Origin of the sequence: Janthinobacterium sp. HH102, from assembly GCF_001758625.2 — a bacterium.
GTDB lineage: Bacteria > Pseudomonadota > Gammaproteobacteria > Burkholderiales > Burkholderiaceae_D > Janthinobacterium.
Genome location: NZ_CP062062.1, coordinates 1,642,606 through 1,661,647, shown reverse-complemented (window position 1 = coordinate 1,661,647; position 19,042 = coordinate 1,642,606). Strand labels below are relative to the sequence as shown.

Genomic DNA, 19,042 nt, shown 5'->3' with positions numbered 1-19,042 from the left:
GAAAAAAATCCCCGCGGCAAGGCGGGGATGTCATGGCCGAGTAAATTACACGAGCAAGGCGGCCGCCAGCGATTCGATCTCTTCGGCCGATTCCTCGAGTATCGTGTGCAGAGTGCTGCCGCCGATGCCGAAGTCGATCTTCGCCGCCGCCTGGCGCCGCGCGGCGCTTTCCGGCGGGTGCAGGGGCGAGCCGACGGGCGACAGATCGTTGGCCAGCACCAGGGTCGCGCCCAGGGTGCGGGGCGGGAACGTGCTGCCGCCGTGCCACATGCCTTCCACGGCCTGCAAGACCATGTCCGGCACTTGCAGCTGGCGCAGCACGCCGCGGCCGATCAGCTTTTCGCCGTATTCGATCCAGTCTTCGGTATTGTCGTCGAGCAGGCCCGGATATTCCTCGGCGCGCGACAGCAGATAAAAGCCGCCCACCTCGTGCACGATGGCGGCAAACATGGCCGTTTCCACGTCCACGTGCGTGACTTTCCGGGCGATCACCTGGCTCAGCGCGGCCACGTGGGCCGTATGTTCCCACAGCCTGGCCGCCTTGGCGCGCAATTGCGGGTCCGTGATCTGGCTGCCCAGCTGGCGCACGATGACGGACGCCACCATCGATTTCAAGGTGGCAAAGCCCAGGCGCGAAACGGCTGCGCGCACATTGGCAATTTCATTGCCGGAACGGTTGTAGGCGGCCGAGTTGGCCAATGCCACGACCCGCGCCGACAGCAGCGGCTCGGCCATGACCATGCGGGCGGCCGCTTCGATATGGCAATCGGGGTCGTCCAGCGCTTCCTGCAGCTTCAAGGTGGCCTTGACGTTGGCGGGGAACGTCAGCTCACCCTTGCTCGCTTGCAACGCGATAATCTTGAATACTTCCAGTCTGTCCATGGGTCAATCTCCGGTACGGGCCTATTAGGCTCTGCTGTGTGGGTGGGCCGGGAACGCGCATGTATCCCCGGCCCTGCTCCCGTTTCCGGCAATATTACAGCAAGTTTATACGCAACCCTATTACTTTCCGGAAACTTTCCCTGCCACGCCTTCGACAAAATAATCCATCTTCGTCAGCGCCGCATCGTCGAGCACGCCTTTGTCCAGGCGCACCTTGCCATCGTTATCCTTGATCGGCGCGCTGAAAGGATTGAGCTTACCAGCAACCAAGTCTTTCTCGCGCGCCAATACAAACTGTTTCACGTCGGCGGGCACGGCCGCATTGATGCCTTCCAGCTTGACCATGCCATCCTTGATGCCGCCCCAGGTGCTGCTGGACTTCCACGTGCCGTCCAGCACGGCCTGCGCCTGCTTCGTGTAGTAGTCGCCCCAATGGTGGGTGACGGCGGCCAGCTGCGCCTTCGGCCCGTACTTTTTCATGTCCGAGTGGTAGGCGATCGCATACTTGCCCTTCTCTTCCGCCGCCTGCACCACAGCGGTCGAGTCCGTGTGGTGGGTGACTACGTCGGCGCCCTGGCCGATCAGGGTGATGGCCGCGTCGCGTTCCTTGCCCGGGTCGAACCAGCTATTGACCCACACCACTTTCACTTCCGCCTTCGGATCGACGCTACGCATGCCGCGCGTGAAGGCGTTAACTCCCTGCAACACTTCCGGGATGGGGAATGCCGCCACGTAGCCGGCCACGTGGGTCTTGCTCATCTTGCCCGCCAATACGCCAGCCAGATAGCGGCCTTCGTAGAAACGGGCATTCGTGTTGGCCACGTTGACGGCCGTCTTGTATCCCGTCAAATGAATGAACTTCACATTAGGAAATTGTTTCGCCACTTTCAAGGTGGGATTCATGTAGCCGAACGAAGTCGTGATGACCAGCTTGCTGCCCGTTTGCGCCAGGTCGCGGATCACGCGCTCCGCATCGGCGCTCTCCGGCACGTTTTCCACAAACCTGGTGCTGATCTTGTTGCCCAGCGCCTTTTCCATCTCCTTGCGGGCCTGGTCGTGCTGGGTGGTCCAGCCCGCGTCGCCGATGGGGCTGATGTAAACAAAACCGACATTCAATGGAGCGGCGGCCGGCGCGGCGGCCATGGCAGGCATGGCGGACATCAGCGTGGCACTGCAAACGGCGGCGCATAGTAATTTCTTGGACATGGTTTTCCTTGTGGTGAGTGATTAATTTCCGGGATTGAAATTTTTCCCCAGCGAAGCGGGCATGTTGAGCTTGATGTAATTGGCATTGCTGGAAATGAGCACGAGCACAAAGATGGCTGCCAGATACGGCAGCATCGACAGCAGCTGCGACGCGACGGGCACGCCCAGCGCCTGCGCGTGGAACGTCAATATCGTGATGCCGCCGAACAAATAGGCGCCGCCCACCACGCGCGCGGGGCGCCAGGTGGCAAAGGTGGTCAGCGCGAGCGCGATCCAGCCCCGTCCCGCCACCATGCCCTCGACCCACAGCGGCGTGTACACGAGCGACAAAAACGCGCCGGCCAGGCCGCAGCAGGCGCCGCCGAACAGCACGGCCGCCAGGCGGATGCGCCGCACGGGATAGCCGAGCGCATGCGCGGACGCTGGCGACTCGCCCACGGCGCGCAGCACCAATCCTGCCCGCGTGCGGTACAGAAACCACGCGATGGCCACGCACAGCAAGAGCGACAGATACACCATCGGATGCTGGCGGAACAGGGCCGGCCCCAGCACGGGAATGTCTTCCAATAAAGGGATGCCGAAGCGGCCGTTCTGCAGGCTGTTGCCCACATACTTCAGGCCGATGTACGTGGACGCGCCCGCGCCGAACAGCGATAAAGCCAGACCCGTCGCGTACTGGTTCGTGCCCAGCCACACGGTCAGCCAGGCAAAGAAGCCCGACAGGACCATGCTGGCGCCCGCCCCCGCCAGAAAGCCCAGGGTGGGGCTGCCCGTGTTGACGGCCACGGCAAAGCCCGTGATGGCCGACACCAGCATCATGCCTTCCGCGCCCAGGTTCACCACGCCCGCCTTTTCATTCACCAATAAACCGAGCGCGGCGAGCATCAGCGGCGTGCCCGCATTGATGCTGGCGGCGATCAAGGGCGCTATCGTCAGGGCCAGGTTATCCATGTTTTCTCCAGCGCAGTTTGTATTGGATCAGCACGTCGCAGGCGAGCAAGGCGAACAGCAGGATGCCCTGGAACACGCCCGTAATCGCACTGGGCAAACCGAGGCGCGACTGCGCCAGTTCGCCGCCGATATAGAACAGGGCCATGACGAAGCTGGAAAAGAGTACGCCGACCGGATGCAGCCGCCCCACGAAGGCGACGATGATGGCGGCAAAGCCGTAGCCGGGCGAGACCGTGGGCGTGAGCTGCCCCATCGGTCCCAGCACTTCGCAGGCGCCCGCCAGGCCCGACAGGGCGCCACAGATCAGCAAGGACGACCACAAGGTCTTACGCGAGGAAAAGCCCGCATAGCGGGCGGCGGCCGGCGCCATGCCGCCCACGCGCAGGCGGAAACCGGCAATGCTGCGCGACAGATACAGCCAGCCGCCCAGCGAGGCCAGCAAGGCAAACACGATTCCCACGTGCAAGCGTGTGTCGCTGATCACCATCGGCAACAGCAAGCCGTCGGACAGCAGTTTCGACTGGGGAAAATTGAACCCTTCCGGGTCGCGCAGCACGCCATACACGAGATAGCTGAGCAGCAATTGCGCGATGTAGACGAGCATCAGCGAGACGAGGATTTCGCTGGCATTGTAGCGGTCGCGCAGCCACGCCACCAGGCCCGCCCACGCCATGCCGCCCGCCATGCCGGCCAGCAGGGAAATGCCGATGAGGGCCGCGCCGCCCACGCCGTCATCGAGGTACAAGGCGGCCGCGCCGCCGCAGATGGCGCCCAGGGTCAGCTGCCCTTCCGCGCCGATGTTATAGATGTTGGCGCGAAAGCAGATGGCCAGGCCGACGGCGATCAGCAGCAAAGGCGCCACCTTGATACCCAGCTCGGACCAGCCATGCGCGTCGCGCAAAGGTTCGACGAAGAAGACGGCCAGGCCCGCCAGCGGGTCATGGCCCAGCGCGATAAACAGCAAGGCGCCGCACAGCACGGTCAACAGCACGGCCAGCACGGGCGACAGCCACGACATGAGGCGCGACGGTGCAGGACGGGCTTCCAGGCGCAAGGCAAACTTAGCCATGGGCAGCCTCCTGCGGCCACAGCCCGCTCATCCATTGCCCAACGAGATCCACGCTGGCCTCGCCCACGTCCAGCGACGGTGAAATCTTTCCTTTTGCCATCACCAGCAGGCGGTCGCTGATGTCGAACAACTCATCGAGTTCCTCCGACACGATGAGCAAGGCACAGCCAGCGTCGCGCAGCGCCAGCAGTTCGGCGCGGATTTGCGCGGCCGCGCCCACGTCCACGCCCCAGGTCGGCTGCGCCACCACCAGCACCGTGGGTTCGCGCATGACTTCGCGTCCGACTATGTATTTCTGCAAGTTGCCTCCAGACAAGCTGCGCGCCAGCGCCTGCGGCCCGCCTGCCTTCACCTGGAAGCGGGCAATGATGGCGGCTGCCCGCTGCGCGATCGCGCCACGGCGCAGGAAGCCGTGGCGGATGGTGGCGGGGGTCTGCAAGCTCAATAAGACGTTGTCGGCCAGCCCCATGTCGGGCACGGCGCCGCGCCCCAGCCGTTCTTCCGGCACGAAGCCGAAACCGAGGGCGCGCCGGCGGCCCGGCGGCAAGCGGCCGGCAGGCGTGCCGTTCAGCACGATGCTGGCCGGAGCCGCGCGCAGGTCCTCGCCCGACAGGGCGGCCAGCAATTCCTGCTGGCCATTGCCGGACACGCCAGCGATGCCGACAATCTCGCCCGCGCGCACGTCGAAATGGATGTCGATCAATTGCGTGGCGAACGGGTGGCTCTTCGGCAAATGCAGATTGCGCACGCTCAACATGGCGGCGCCGGGCGTGCGCGCGACGCGCGTGACGGCGGGCGGCTCCGCGCCGATCATCATGCGCGACAGGCTGGCCGCCGACTCTTGCGAGGGATCGCACACGCCCGCGTTCTTGCCGGCGCGCACCACAGTGCACGTATGGCACAGGGCGCGGATCTCGTCGAGCTTGTGGCTGATGTACAGGATGCTGCAGCCTTCGGCCGCCAGCAGGCGCAGGGTAGCGAACAGCTTTTCCACGGCGCCCGGCGTCAGCACGGACGTCGGCTCATCGAGGATCAGCAGTTGCGGCTTGGCCAGCAAGGCACGCACGATTTCCACGCGCTGGCATTCGCCGACGGAAAGCGTGTGCACGTGGCGCTGCGGTTCCAGGTCCAGGCCGTACTGGCGCGCTGTGTCTTCGATGCGCTGGGCCAGCTCCGCCATGTTGGTGCCGGCGGGCAAGCCGAGGGCGATGTTTTCCGTGACCGTCAAGGTATCGAACAGCGAAAAGTGCTGGAACACCATGGCGATGCCCAGCGCGCGCGCGGCCGACGGGTTGGCGATCTCGACCTCGCGGCCATTCCACACGATGCGCCCGCCATCGGGCTGCACAGCGCCGTAGATGATTTTCATCAAGGTCGATTTGCCGGCGCCGTTTTCGCCGAGCACGGCGTGAATTTGTCCGGGCGCGACGGTGAGGTCGATGCCGTCATTGGCCACCACGGCCGGATAGCGCTTGCTGATGTCGTGTAATTCCAGGCGTGCCGTCATTGTTTTTTTCATGCCTCGCTGCGGGGTCGCCGGCATGGTCGCCGGTGGAAAAATTCAAGCTCTTGTCTCTATCGTATCGGCATCCGCGGCGCTTGGGGGATGGTGTGGCGGCGCGCATTTCTATTTCCACAAAAAAACAACACCTGTATACAATTTTGAAAAAAATTATCAGCTTTACAGCGGCCGCCTTGCCCCGCAAGGCTGAGAAGGTGCGATGATTATATGCAAGAACTGATAGTAAGTATGCAGATAAGACATATCGCCCAGCGCGGCGCTTCTCGCATCATGGATTGAACGGCGCGCAATGCCACACCGCAGCGCGACATGCGCGCCAGTGGGTTCCCCCCTGCGCCCAGCCATCCCAGTTCCCGTTTTCCAACACCGCCATCAGGAGCCGAAAGTGCCAAAAAACCTACCTTGTCTGTTGCTCTGCCTCACTACCACCCTCGGCGTGGGCGCGACCGCCCAGGCTGCCGAATGGAGCGATACCGCGCTGAGCTGGCGCGCCGGCAATGACTACCGCGAGCCGTTCAACCCGGACGACATCAAGAAAAACATCTTTGCCATCACGCACGCCAGCGGCTACAAATACGGCAGCAACTTCGTCAACCTGGACTTCCTGATGTCCGACAGCAAGGACCCCGGCGCACTCGGTAAAACGTCCGGCGCGCAAGAGGCCTACCTGGTGTACCGCAACACCATCGACATCGGCAAGGTGCGCGGCAGCGACATCAAGTTCGGCCCCGTGCGCGGCGTCGGCGTGACCCTGGGCTTCGACGTCAACACGAAGAATGACGTCGGCTACAACTCGCGCAAGCGCATGCTGGTGGCCGGCCCCACGCTGATGTGGGACGTGCCCGGCTTCTTCAACACCAGCCTGCTGTTGCTGCGCGAAAGCAATGCCCCCAGCGGCGCCTTCCCGCCCATCTCGCAAGTGACGGGCCGCTACACGTATAAAACGCACGCCATGCTGACGGGCGCCTGGGCCATCCCCTTGTCGCCGCTGTTCTCGTTCGAAGGTTTCTTCAACCTCATCGATTCCAAAGGCAAGGATGAAGTGGGGCGCGACACGGCCGTGGAAACGAATATCGACATGCAAGTGATGTACGACGTGGGCGCGGCCCTGGGCAGCGCCAAGAACACCTTCCGCGTGGGCCTCGAATACCAGTACTGGAAGAACAAGTTCGGCAACTCGCCCGCCACCACGGGCAACGTGGGCCAGACGGCGAAGACGCCGATGATACGCGCGGAATACCATTTCTAAGAATCATTGTCACGTATCAACACCCACCGTCGCGCCTGATGCCAGCATGAAGCTTTCCTGCTGGCGGAGAGCGCGACCGTGGAACAACTGCTGCCGTATTATGAGCGTGAGCTGGGCCTGTTCCGCCAGTACACGCGCGAGTTTTCCAGCCGCTATCCGAAGGCGGCCGGGCGCCTGCTGATCGCCGGCGAGACGTGCGAAGACCCGCACGTCGAGCGCCTGATCCAGTCCGTCGCCCTGCTCACGGCCAGAGTCGCCAAGCGCCTCGACGACGCCTATCCGCAATTCACCAATTCTCTGCTGGAAACTTTATACCCGCACTATCTGCGGCCGTTTCCCTCATGCTCCATCGTGCGCATCGCGGCAGACGAAGCGCCAGGCGGCGGCCAGCTGTCCCAGGTGGCGCATGTGGCGCGCGGCACCGTGCTGCGCTCGCAGCCGGTGCAGGGCGTGGCTTGCAAATTTACCAGCGCGTATGACGTGACCCTGGCGCCGCTGGCTATTTCTCGCCTGCATTTTTCGCCGCTCATCGACGCGCCGCCCGGCCTGCGCCTGCCCGCCAGTGCCAGCGCCCTGCTCAGCATTCAGTTCACCAGCAGCAGCGACAACTACCACCTGGACCAGGCCGGCTTGTCCAGCCTGCGCCTGTTTGCCGATGGCGAACCGTCCGTGCGCGCGGCCCTGCTTGACGCCCTGTTCCTGCGCGGCACGGGCGCGTATGTGGCGCTGGACGAACACAGTCCGTGGCTGGCCGTCGACGGCACGCCGCTGGCGCCGGCCGGCTATGCCGACGACGATGCGCTGATCCCCGTTTCCGCCCGCTCGCACCCGGCCCTACGCCTGCTGACCGAGTATTTCGCCTTCCCGGAAAAATTCCATTTCATCGATGTCGCCTGGTCCCTGCTGGCCGCCTTGCTGCCGAAACAGTGCCGCCAGTTCACCTTGCACCTGCCGCTCAAAGGCGTGCGCAGCGACAGCCACGAGGCGCGGCTCCTGTCCGGCGTCAGCCGCGACAACCTGCTGCCCGGCTGCACGCCCGTCGTCAACCTGTTTGCCAAGTCCGGCGTGCCGATCCGCCTCACGCACACGGAGCCCGACTACGCGCTGGTGGCCGATGCCACGCATGCGTTTGCCTACGACATCCACAGCATCGAGACCGTCACCCTGGTGCGCAAGGACGAGGCCGGCGAGCGTCTGAGCACCTTCTTGCCGCTGTATGCATCGCTGCAGGGTTCTCAGGCAGAGCAGGGACAGTATTGGCTGGCGCGCCGCGACGAAGCCGTGGCGGACGTCAGCCCCGGCCATGAAATGCGCCTGAGCCTGATCGACCCGCAGTTTTCGCCGGGCAGCGCCGCCTGCGCCACCATTTCGACGCAGCTGCTGTGCAGCAACCGCGACTTGCCCACGCAACTGCACTACGGCTTGCCCAGCGGCGACCTGCTGGCCGAGGACGTGCCCGACGGCATCCCCGCGCGCTTCCTGCGCAAGCCCACGCCCAGCATGCGTTTCCCGGCGGACACGCACTGGCGCCTGATCGCGCACCTGTCGCTCAATTACTCGAGCCTGACGCAGGCTGGCCTGGGCGACTTCCAGAAAATGCTGAGCCTGTACGACCTGCCCCGCTCGCCCACCACGCAACGGCTGATCCAGGGCATCGTCACGCTCGAGCACGGCAGCACGCGCGCGTGGATGCCAACCGTACCGTTTCCCACCCTGATGCCCGGCATCGCCATCCGCCTGGGCATTGACGAGCAAGCGTTTGTCGGCAGCAGCGTGTACATCTTCGCGCAGGTGCTGCAGCGCTACTTCGCCCTGAACAGCCAGCTCAACTGCTTTAGCCAACTGACGCTGCTGTCCCATCGCAGCGGCGAGGAAATCCTACGATGCCCAGAACGCAGCGCCGACGCCACGCCAGCGTGATCCAGCAGTTGCTCGACGCGCCGCAGCGCTTCGAGTGCTTCCAGGCGCTGCGCCTGCTGCTGGCCTGGCTGGCCGAACACGGCATCGATGAACACGCGGCGCTGGCGAAGGTCATGCGCTTCGACAATAGCGTCTCGCCGCGCTTTCCAGCCAGCCAGGTCGAGACGCTCACGACAAGCGGCATCGCCGATGCCGATGCCTTGCTGCAAGCGCTGCTGTCGGGTCATGTACACCATATCCACATCACGCCCACCTTCATGGGCCTGCTGGGTTGTCAGGGCAGCTTGCCCAGCCACTACTCTGAGCGCATTGCCGCGCACCAGTACAGCGAACGCGAGAATAGCCCGCGCGCTTTTCTCGACCTGTTTTCCAGCCGCACCGTCGTCCTGTTTTACCAGGCCTGGCAAAAATACCGCATCGAGCAAGCCGGCCACAGCGGGGACTTCCTGACGCGCCTGCTGGCCCTGGCCGCATGCCGCCCAAGCCAGGACGAGGCCGCCGCCGGCCTGTACAGCGGCTTGCTCCAGCAGCGCAACATCTCGTCCGTCGTCATGGCGCGCATTCTCGCCGACCACTTCGGCGTGCCCTGCCATATCGACGAGGCGACGGGCGCCATGGACGTGCTGGCGCCGCGCGAACAAACGGCGCTGGGCATGGCAAACGCCGTGCTGGGCCAGCGCGCCACCGTCGGCGAGCGCTGCCGCCGGCCCGACCTGGCCGTGCGCCTGCGCCTCGGCCCGCTCACCGCGGAACAGCACGCCGGCTTCCTGCCGCGCGCCCCGGCCAGCGCGGCGCTGCGGCACATGCTGATGCTGTTCCGCCAGCCGCTCGTGCGCTACGACATCGTGCTGGTACTGCGCGCCAGCGATGTGCGGGGAATGGCGTTGACGGCCACCGGGCAAGCTGGCCTCGGCCGCAACAGTTTCCTCGGCGATGCAACAACGCCGCGCCACCGCGATGACATGCATTACGACATGCAATTGATGCCCTCACTCAACGATTGAATCTTGTTGCCGCGCAAAAACGCTTGTGTTCGCTATTGCTACAGTCGGCCAACGATTCCTAACGTGAAGCGATGCACGATGAGCCAGTTCCCCGATACGACGGCGGCATGGACGGCATTAATGGGCGACATGCAGGGCCAGCGCCTGCTGCGCCTGCACTTTCCGCATGGCGACGGCCCTGCTGGCGTCCAGTTCCTGGCCAACAGCCTGGCCGCCAGCGAAAGCCTGTCGCGCGATTTTTCCTATGTGGTGGAAGTATTGTCCGACGACGCCTGCATCGCCCTCGACAAAGTGATGGGCAAGATGGTGACCATCGAACTGGTGCGCGAAGACGGCACCTTGCGCTACTTCAATGGCTATGTGTTCGAATTCCGCTTCCTGCGCACGGACGGCGGTTTTGCTTTCTATGAAATGGTGCTGGAACCATGGCTGTCGCACCTGCACTTGCGGCAAAACAATGTCGCCTTCCACGGCTTGACGGTGGCGGCGCTGACGGACAAGGTCTTCGATGACTACCTGATGCGCGACTACAAGCTGGCCGCCAGCGGCCTGGACCCCGCCATCACCTATACATGCCAGCACAACGAGAGCGACCACAACCTGCTGCACCGCCACTGGGAGCAGCTGGGATGGCACTACCGCTACGAACACCGCGTTGACGGCCACACCTTGTGGCTGTCCGACGACAGCACCACCGGCAAGCCCATCGATGGCGATCTGAGCGAAATGCCCTTCCAGCACCAGGCCGGTTCCCTGGAAGACGATGGCGTGCATCAATGGAGCACGATGCGGCGCATGGCCCCAAGCCAAATGACGGTAGCCAGCTTCAATTTCAAGAATCCGCGCAGCGCCCGCGCCAGCCGCGACTCATTGAACCGGCAAGGCGCCGTGCCCGCCCTGGAAGTGTATGAAAACACGGGCAGCTACGGTTTTAAAAACATCGATGATGGCGAGCAACTGGCCCAGCGCCGCATGGAAGAGCGCGATGCCCAGGGCCAGCTGTTCGAGGCGCAGGGCAACGACCGCACGGCGCAACCGGGACGCTGGTTCACCCTGGGCGGGCATTTCGACAGCGCAGCCAGCGAATACCTGATCCTGTCCGTGCACCACTACGCCAGCAACAACTATCAGCAGGGACACGGCGCCACCTCTCACTACAGCAACACATTCACCTGCATCGCCCGTGACATCCCCTGGCGCCCCGGCCGCAACTTCCATAGCCGCGAACCGAAGATCTACGGCGTGCAGACGGCCACCGTGGTCGGGCCGCCCGGCGAGGAAATCCACACGGATGGTTACGGACGGGTAAAGGTGCAATTCCACTGGGACCGACTCGGTACCTTCGACGACAAGAGTTCACCCTGGATACGGGTGATATCGAACTGGGCCGGCCCGAATTTCGGCCACATCAGCCTGCCCCGGGTGGGCATGGAAGTGGCCGTCCAATTTCTCGACGGTAACGTCGCCATGCCCATCATCATCGGCTGCGTCTACAACGCGCGCAACATGCCGCCATGGGAGCTACCGGCCAACAAGACGCAAAGTGGCATGCTGAGCCGCTCGTCAAAAAAAGGTTCCGCCGCGCACGCCAACGCCCTGCGCTTCGAAGACCGCAAGGATGCGGAAGAGCTGTGGCTGCATGCGGAAAAGGACCAGCGCATCGAAGTCGAGCATGACGAATCGCACTGGGTCGGCAACGACCGGCGCAAAACCGTCGACCGCGATGAAACCGTGCACGTCAAGCGCGACCGCACGGAGACGGTGGACCACGATGAAGACATCACCGTGCACAACAACCGCAGGGAGCGTGTGGACCACGACGAACACATCGACATCGGCGACAACCGCCGCGAACACGTGGGCGGCAACGAGCAGGTGCAAATCGACGGCCACCGCTCGGAACGGGTGACCCTGGCCAAGGACGAAACGATCGGCCTGGCCAAGGTGCTGACCATCGGCGCCGCCTACCAGACCACCGTCATCGGCGCCATGAACACCACCGTGGTGCTGGCGCAGGCGGAGCAGATCGGCCTGGCGAAAAGCGTCATCGTCGGCGCCGACAGCACACTCACGGCCACCGATTCGCACACGATGACGGTGGGCACGTCCAGCATCACCATCACGCCGGGACGCATTGAACTGGTTGCCGATGAAATCATCATCCGCGGCAGGTCCAAGGTGCAGATTCACGGCGACGACATCGACAATAATCCGGGCTGACGATGAACGACGCCGGCACAGCCCATTTCAACGTTCCCAACCTGCTCTTCGACAACCGCACGCCGCACGCGGCCAGCCAGTTCGACATGGTCGACCAGTTTGGCGAGGCCTTTCATGTGGTGGTGGCACGCATGGGCTACACCCTGGGCCCGTGCGGCGCCGATGGCGTGGCCAGCCTGCTGCCCATGGCGCGCCAGTCGCCGCTGGCCACCGAAGACCGCCACCTGAATGGCGACACGCAGGCGGGCACGGTGCAGGAGAGCGACTTCGCGCCATACAAGCCGCGCTGCGACGTGATCGTCAATGGCGTGGCGCACGCGCCTCGCGGGCAGGCGATGCCGCAATTTCTCGTCAATTTGAAAGTACAGTCAAAAAAGAAGACCCTGATCGACAAGACCTTGCAGGTGTGCGGCGAGCGCGCCTTCCACAAGAAAGCCATCCTCACCCGCCTGGCCCAAGGCTGCGCCCGCGTCGCCACGGCGGGCTTGCTTCGGCCCAATCCGTGGCACTTGTCCACGCCGGAACCGTTCCTGCAATTGCCGCTGCACTATGCCTACGCGTATGGCGGGCAATGCCGCATCGAGGCCGACGACTGCAACGCGGCGAAGCATGATACCTGCCAGGCCAATCCGCTGGGGCGCGGCTTTGCGCGGCACTGGTACCTGGATGCGGATCAGATCAATGAGGTGCCAGCACCGCGCATCACGCAGCCGTCGCAGCCATGTACGGCCGCCCAGTTCTGGCAAGGCGCGGGCGGCAAAGAGCTGCCCGCGCCGGCGGGGCTGGCCGTTATCGGCCGTGGCTGGCTGCCGCGCCGCGCACTGGCCGGACACATCGTGGAAAAAGACACATGGGGTGCCGACGAAGTCCCATTGTTACCGGAAGACTTCGATTTCGCGTACTGGAACAGCACGCCGCCCGACCAGCAATGCCCGCACCTGGCGGGACTGGAACAATTTACGTTGACCAATCTGTGCCGCCACGACCATCCGTCGGCCCGCATCGACCCGCGCGGCAACACCGTGCTGCGCTTCGCCTTGCCGCAACAAGTACTGTGCCTGCTGCTGGCGGACAAGAACGACCAGTTGCTCGTCTGGCGCCTGGCCATCGATATGGTGCTGATCGATCCTGAGGCGGCCAGCGTGGAACTGGTGTGGCGCGCCATCGTGCCGGCCGACGCGGGTCAGGTGGAGTCGCGCCTGCTGCACGTGATGGAGCCGGCGCAGATCGCACGGATAGCACTGCTGGAACAGGCCCAGGAAGCACTGGGCAAGGCGGCCGAACAAGGTAAAGACAAATGACGAATGAAACCGTCACCAAAGCCTCGCGCTTCTATTGCGTCAGCCTCAGCCCCGACATTTGCAAGACGCCCGTCGGCTCCAGCACGCCGCCTATTCCCTACAACATCATCGGCGAGTTTGCGGAAGCGCAGAACGCCTCGCCCAACGTCAAGTCGCACAGCGAACCCGTCATCCTGCACCAGCGCAGCACCATTCCCACCGTCAAGGGCGACGCGGCCGGCAAGGCGGGCGGCGTCAAGAGCGGCACCGTCGGCAAGCAGGTCGACACCAAGGTCGCCAGCCCCATCCACCGCGCCAACGGCGCCAGCCTGGTGCAGATGGGACGCGAAGTATGGATGAATTCGCGCAATACCGTGGGCAAGATTTACGAGCGGGGTGCGGAAGCGGCCAAGCCCGTGCTCAAGGAACTGAAGGCGGCGATACGGGAGGCGGCACACGATTACAAGGATCATGGTTCCAAGAAAATGCATGGCGCCGCCGAAGACCTGGTGGACGCGGGCGGGACCGTCCTGACAGGCAGCGCCGTATTGGGTGTGGCTGGCGTTGGCGTGGCGGCAACGGGAGTGGGCGCCCCCGTTGCCGCCGCGATGGAAGCGGGGGCGGCAGCAGGCGCCGTTGCCGGCACGGCGACCGTTGCCAGTGGAACGGCAGTGGAAGCCTCTGCCACGGTGCTAGACCAGGCGGCTGACTACATATTGACAGGAAAAACACCAGATCTACTGAGCACCGCTGCGGACATCGGCATGAATATCGCCGGCAACGTATTGCAGGCGGCAGTATTCAGCAAGGTTCCTGGCGGAAAAATACTGAGCAAGTTTCTCGGCAAAAAAACGGCGCCGACCATCAACAAGGTCAAGGACAAGCTGGTCGGCAAGAAACCGGACAAGCCGCCCCAAAAATTCGACAAACCACCCCCGAAAAACGGCGGCGACGACGGCAAGAGCCGTGGCAAGAAAGAACCGAAATCGGAGCCGCCCTCCGACTGCTGCCCGAAAGATAGCGGCCCCGCGAAAAAACCCGTCAAGGGCCGCAAGCCCGTGCATTTCGGTACGGGCCAGGAAATCCTGTACCAGACGGATTTCGCGCTCGAGCGCAGCATCCCCATCGCCTGGACGCGCTGCTACCGCTCCGGCGCCGAATGCGAAGACTGGGGCTTGCTGGGCGCACGCTGGTCCACGCCCTACACCATCAGCCTGTCGCTGAGCGACGCCGGCATCGTGTTGCACGACGACAGCGGCCGCGCCCTGCGCCTGCCTGGCCTGGAAGCGGGCCAGCGGCACGATAGCCGCAAGGAAGGTTTTACGCTCACGCGCGACGGCACCGACTCCTTTACCGTGCTGTGGCGCGACGGCAGCAGCGACCGCTACGCGCGCACTGAAGGCGGCTGGCTGCCGCACGGCTACGACGGCGTCAACGCCATGCTGGCCCCGTCGGCGCCGATTGCCACGCAGCGTTTTGCGCTCGTGCGCAGCGAAGGGCGCGATGGACGCGGCATCAGCATCGACCGTTTCATGGAGGCCAAACCGGGCGAAGTACTGCTGCGCCTGCGCAGCGACGATGGCAGCGTGCTCGAAGCCATGCGCGGCGAGACAGAACTGTCCTGCAGCATCTGCCGGGTTGACGAAGTGCTGGCGGACGGCAGCCGGCTCTGCCATGTCCGCTACGCCTATGCCAGCGAAACGGACGGTAGCCAGCCGCCCTTCGCGCCCCGCTACAACCTGGTCAGCCAGTCGAATGCCTTGGGCGACACGCGCCGCTACAGCTATCGTCACCACCTGCTCACGTCGTGCAGCAGCTACACGGGTTTTACGTACGAGCTGGAATGGATCAGCCTGGACGCGCTGCGCGCCCGCTGGCGCGGCTCGCCATTGAGCGCACAGGAACTGGCGCAGCGCCATCCCGTCACTGTGGCCAACAGCTACCAGGCGCGCGCCATCGCCACGCGCGCCCGCGATGGCAGCGAGCACACGCGCATCGATTACGTGGACAACGACACAAGCCGCGTCACGGAAAACGGCGGCGTCCTCGAATATACGTTCGACGCCAACTGGCTGGTCACCGAAGTGCGCCGCGTGATCGACGGCAAGGCAGCCTCGCTGGGCCGGCGCGAATGGGACCGCGATGGCATGCTGCTGGCCGATATCGACGCCAACGGCGCCGCCACGCGCTACGCCTACGATGCCGCCGGCAACCTGACCCGCAGCACCGATGCCAAGGGGCACAGCAGCAACATCGACTACGACGGCCAGAACCAGCCCGTCGCCTTCACGGATGCGCTGGGCAATATCACACGCCGCGAATACGATGCGGCAGGCCGCCCCGTCAGCATCACCGATGCGCTGGGCCACGTCACGCGCTACCGCTACGACCAGCGCGGCCAGCTGGTGGAACTGATCGACGCCAGAGGCGGCAGCAAGCATTTTCAGTACAACCGCCAGGGCTGGCTGACAGCCTATACGGATTGCTCCGGCCACACCAGCGAATATGCCTACGATGCACTGGGTCGGCTGGAAACGACCCGCGATGCGCTGGGCCATGCCACCCGCTACGAGTATGACGCGCTGGGCCGGCTGATCCGCCTCACGGCGCCCGATCAAACGCGGGAACAGTACGCCTACGATGCGGACGGCAATCTGGTCTTGCACGAGGATGGCGCCGGCCAGCAGACGCGCTACCGCTACAACGACCAGGGCTTGCCCGTGGAACGCACGGACGCCATCGGCCAGACGGTGCAGTACCGCTACGATGCCGCACTGCAACTGACGGAATTGATCAACGCCAAGGGTGAAAGCTACCGGCTCGCGTATCACACGGAAGGCTGGCTGACGTCGGAAACGGGCTTCGACGGCAAGCGCACGCAATACAGCTATGACCAGGCCGGCAACCTGAGCGCCACCGAGTGCGGCAAGCAACGCACGGAACTGCTGCGCGACGCGCTCGGTTTGTTATCAGTCAAGACCACGTCGGATGGCGTGGTGCGCTACGCCTACGATGCGCTGGGGCGGCTGACGGGCGTGTCCGCGCCGCAAGCCGAACAGCGTTTCTTCCACGATGCGCTGGGCCAGCTGACCGAAGAGCGCAGCGCATATTTCCTGCAATCCCTGCCCGACGCCGGCAGGCTGCCCAACGTCCCGCGCGCGCCGGACGCCAGTTTCGTCATGACGCACGCCTATGATGAGCTGGGCAACCGCATCCAGACGGTCCTGCCGAACGGACGCCGCGTCGATACCCTGCGTTACGGTTCCGGCCAATGGCATGGCGTGCTGTGGCAAGGCAAAGCCGTGGTCGACGTGGAGCGCGACAAACTGCACCGCGAAAAACAGCGCACCCTGGGCAACAGCGGCCTGCTCGCCACGCGCCAGTACGACCCGCAATCGCGGCTCACCCAGCTGACCCTGGCGCGCGGCGCCGACGCACCCGCCCCCGTGCGCGAACGCCGCTTCGAATACGATGCGCAAGGCAACCTGACAACCATTTTTCAGACAGGCGCCACCGCTGCCGGCCCGCTTGGCAAACTCAGCTATACCTACGATCCCGTCGGCCAACTGCTGGCCGCCGTGCAGCCGGGCCTGGCGGAACGCTTCGCCTTCGACCCCGCAGGCAATCTGCTCGACAAGGCTCCCGCGCCCGGCAACGTCGTGAACAACTATGGCGATACCGACTACGATTACGACGAGCAAGGCAACGCCACCGGCAAACGCTTCCATCCTCCAGGCAGGGAGTCGACTTGGAGCGACCTGGAACTGCACTACGACGCCGAGAACCGCCTCAGCCACGCCAGCAGGATGGAGCGCCAGTCGCGCCACCGCGCCCGCTACTTTTATGACGCCTTCAGCCGTCGCATCGCCAAGCGGGTAGAAGAAGCACGCTGGAGCAAGCAACAAGACATCAGCAAAGACCAGCCCGCCCGCACGAGCGCTGCCACCACCTTCTTCGTCTGGGACGGCGACACGCTGGCGCAGGAATTTGGACACGAAGAGACGGTCACATACCTGTACGAGCCGGACAGCTTCGTGCCGATGGCCAGGATCGCTTCGCCAGCCTGCCGCCAGGCAAGCGCCGTACATCTGCCACGCGTGGCGCAGTGGGATTTACCCGCCACCCGGCACGATGCCGAACTGCAAGCGGCAATTGCGCAAGAACAGGCGGACAGTGAAGCGCTGCATGCCTCGGCATGGCAGCATACCTTGGCGGCAGCCGACGGCGCGGTAGCGCACGACCGCATCACCTACTACCACTGCGACCACCTGGGCACGCCGCGCGAACTGACGGATGCGCAAGGGAACGTGGTCTGGAGCGGACGCTACAAGGCATGGGGACGCTTGCTGCACGTCGAGGGAGAAATCAAGCAGCCGCTGCGGTTTCAGGGGCAGTATGAGGATGGGGAAACGGGGCTGTTTTATAACCGTTACCGCTACTATGATCCGGATATAGCCAGGTACGTGACCCAAGATCCAGTTGGCTTGCTTGGTGGATTAAATACATATACATATGCACCAAATCCCACTGGCTGGAATGACCCATTAGGGTTAGCAAAGAAATGTGCAAAAAACACACCATGCAATCCTTGTATTGGTAAAAATCCATCAGCTTCAGCAACAAAATGGCAAGGTAAGCCGCCCTACCCAGGAGTCGATGCATATACAAATATTGTTTTAAAAAAAGGGACTATCTTATATTCCCTTTATCCGTACGGTCCCAAACCCGGAAATTATTACAGCGACAGAATGACACTTATTTCCGCAAATGGAAGCGCATTGGCATACAATAATTTAACGCAAATCTCACATTCCGGAAACACTCCAGGGGCGCGACCGATGAGAGATCAGGTTCAAGCATTCAAACTATCGGAAGATATCTGTGCAGGCACGGGAAAAGCATTGGCAAATACATTACTAGGCGCAGGAGGAGGAAACCGATACTTTATTGATGATTCAGATATACCAAAACTCAAAGCCAACGCAAAAATATTTAAATTTCCGAGGCCGTAAATGAATATAAATAAAAATACTGGAGATATTGAAATAAATGAGAATTTTCACGTAAACAAAAACACATCAATCAAAGAAATAAAAAACATAAATTTTCTTGAAAGCTTTGGGAAAATAAATGAATTTGAAACATATAGCATGCAAAATATTCAATTTCTCAATCTGGAAACAAGAGTAAATCTCAGATTTAAAAATGAAACTCTTTACATTATTGAAATAATCTGGACAGATGGAATCACCAATAGACTTGGCTATGACTCCAGTCACTCGGACATGATCAATGAAAAAAAATATCTAAGTAAGTTAATTTCAAAATCACTAGATCAACCAGCTGAAACATCGACTAAGTACGAGGATTTTTTTTCTTTCTCGTGGGGATACATAATAGTCAAAGCAGATCAAAAATCATCACTTTGCTCAACAATGATAATATATGGCAAAAATACAAACATATGATAGAGAATAAATATTAATTAACAGAGTACTCCAATAAACCTTTCCTATTCCGATGGAGATATGGAAAAACATACACCCAACATAGAAAACTTAGAAGAAAAAATTTCCGGAAAAAATCTTGAAAAATTGCTCGTGGTTTTGAATGAATTCAAAAAATAACAAAGAAATATTTCAGATTTTGAAATATATATTCAAGACAAAAACGAAGATATTAAAATAACTTTCGTACCAAATTTTTCACCCGGCGAAAAAATACTAGGTGAAAAAACAT

General features: G+C 62.2%; 12 protein-coding genes. 7 read left to right on the top strand and 5 right to left on the bottom strand.

Going from position 1 to position 19,042, the window contains the following annotated elements:
- Positions 1-45: 45 nt before the first annotated feature.
- The 5 genes from JAB4_RS07450 to JAB4_RS07430 form a co-directional block, all read right to left on the bottom strand.
- Entirely contained in the window at positions 46-882 is an 837-nt protein-coding gene (locus tag JAB4_RS07450) for an HDOD domain-containing protein (RefSeq protein WP_070218149.1), read from the bottom strand.
- Positions 883-1,002: 120 nt separating this feature from the next.
- Entirely contained in the window at positions 1,003-2,088 is a 1,086-nt protein-coding gene (locus tag JAB4_RS07445; RefSeq protein WP_070218150.1) for a BMP family ABC transporter substrate-binding protein, read from the bottom strand.
- A gap of 21 nt (positions 2,089-2,109) precedes the next feature.
- A complete protein-coding gene (locus JAB4_RS07440; protein ID WP_070218151.1) occupies positions 2,110-3,039 on the bottom strand; it encodes an ABC transporter permease in 930 nt (309 codons plus the stop codon).
- Positions 3,032-4,108: an ABC transporter permease gene (locus JAB4_RS07435; RefSeq protein ID WP_070218152.1), complete on the bottom strand. Its 1,077-nt coding sequence runs from the start codon at positions 4,106-4,108 to the stop codon at positions 3,032-3,034. Before JAB4_RS07435 ends, JAB4_RS07440 begins: the two co-directional genes overlap by 8 nt.
- Complete coding sequence (locus JAB4_RS07430; RefSeq protein WP_139143864.1) at positions 4,101-5,615, bottom strand: ABC transporter ATP-binding protein; 1,515 nt, start codon at positions 5,613-5,615, stop codon at positions 4,101-4,103. Before JAB4_RS07430 ends, JAB4_RS07435 begins: the two co-directional genes overlap by 8 nt.
- A 424-nt stretch (positions 5,616-6,039) precedes the next feature.
- Here JAB4_RS07430 and JAB4_RS07425 point away from each other — a divergent pair, with 424 nt between their 5' ends.
- The 7 genes from JAB4_RS07425 to JAB4_RS07395 all read left to right on the top strand — a co-directional run bounded on the left by JAB4_RS07425 (position 6,040) and on the right by JAB4_RS07395 (position 18,771).
- Positions 6,040-6,879: an outer envelope protein gene (locus JAB4_RS07425; RefSeq protein WP_227742111.1), complete on the top strand. Its 840-nt coding sequence runs from the start codon at positions 6,040-6,042 to the stop codon at positions 6,877-6,879.
- Between the two features lie 78 nt (positions 6,880-6,957).
- Positions 6,958-8,799, top strand: coding sequence for a type VI secretion system baseplate subunit TssF (gene tssF / locus JAB4_RS07420; protein ID WP_070218155.1), 1,842 nt, complete (start codon positions 6,958-6,960; stop codon positions 8,797-8,799).
- Entirely contained in the window at positions 8,763-9,803 is a 1,041-nt protein-coding gene (gene tssG, locus JAB4_RS07415; protein WP_070218156.1) for a type VI secretion system baseplate subunit TssG, read from the top strand. Before tssF ends, tssG begins: the two co-directional genes overlap by 37 nt.
- Before the next feature lie 78 nt (positions 9,804-9,881).
- Positions 9,882-12,023 (top strand): type VI secretion system tip protein TssI/VgrG, encoded by a 2,142-nt coding sequence (gene tssI / locus JAB4_RS07410; protein WP_070218157.1) that lies wholly within the window; start codon positions 9,882-9,884, stop codon positions 12,021-12,023.
- Between the two features lie 2 nt (positions 12,024-12,025).
- Positions 12,026-13,324, top strand: coding sequence for a DUF2169 domain-containing protein (locus tag JAB4_RS07405; RefSeq protein ID WP_070218158.1), 1,299 nt, complete (start codon positions 12,026-12,028; stop codon positions 13,322-13,324).
- Positions 13,321-18,315 (top strand): PAAR-like domain-containing protein, encoded by a 4,995-nt coding sequence (locus JAB4_RS07400; protein WP_070218159.1) that lies wholly within the window; start codon positions 13,321-13,323, stop codon positions 18,313-18,315. The genes JAB4_RS07405 and JAB4_RS07400 overlap by 4 nt, the downstream gene beginning before the upstream one ends.
- A complete protein-coding gene (locus tag JAB4_RS07395; RefSeq protein ID WP_139143857.1) occupies positions 18,316-18,771 on the top strand; it encodes a hypothetical protein in 456 nt (151 codons plus the stop codon).
- Positions 18,772-19,042 lie beyond the last annotated feature (271 nt).

What these genes read in the sequence shown, in the direction of transcription:
- JAB4_RS07450 (WP_070218149.1), bottom strand. Translation starts at nt 882, where the DNA reads ATGGACAGACTGGAAGTATTCAAGATTATCGCGTTGCAAGCGAGCAAG.
- JAB4_RS07445 (WP_070218150.1), bottom strand. Translation starts at nt 2,088, where the DNA reads ATGTCCAAGAAATTACTATGCGCCGCCGTTTGCAGTGCCACGCTGATG.
- JAB4_RS07440 (WP_070218151.1), bottom strand. Translation starts at nt 3,039, where the DNA reads ATGGATAACCTGGCCCTGACGATAGCGCCCTTGATCGCCGCCAGCATC.
- JAB4_RS07435 (WP_070218152.1), bottom strand. Translation starts at nt 4,108, where the DNA reads ATGGCTAAGTTTGCCTTGCGCCTGGAAGCCCGTCCTGCACCGTCGCGC.
- JAB4_RS07430 (WP_139143864.1), bottom strand. Translation starts at nt 5,615, where the DNA reads ATGACGGCACGCCTGGAATTACACGACATCAGCAAGCGCTATCCGGCC.
- tssG (WP_070218156.1), top strand. Translation starts at nt 8,763, where the DNA reads ATGCCCAGAACGCAGCGCCGACGCCACGCCAGCGTGATCCAGCAGTTG.
- tssI (WP_070218157.1), top strand. Translation starts at nt 9,882, where the DNA reads ATGAGCCAGTTCCCCGATACGACGGCGGCATGGACGGCATTAATGGGC.
- JAB4_RS07405 (WP_070218158.1), top strand. Translation starts at nt 12,026, where the DNA reads ATGAACGACGCCGGCACAGCCCATTTCAACGTTCCCAACCTGCTCTTC.
- JAB4_RS07400 (WP_070218159.1), top strand. Translation starts at nt 13,321, where the DNA reads ATGACGAATGAAACCGTCACCAAAGCCTCGCGCTTCTATTGCGTCAGC.
- JAB4_RS07395 (WP_139143857.1), top strand. Translation starts at nt 18,316, where the DNA reads ATGAATATAAATAAAAATACTGGAGATATTGAAATAAATGAGAATTTT.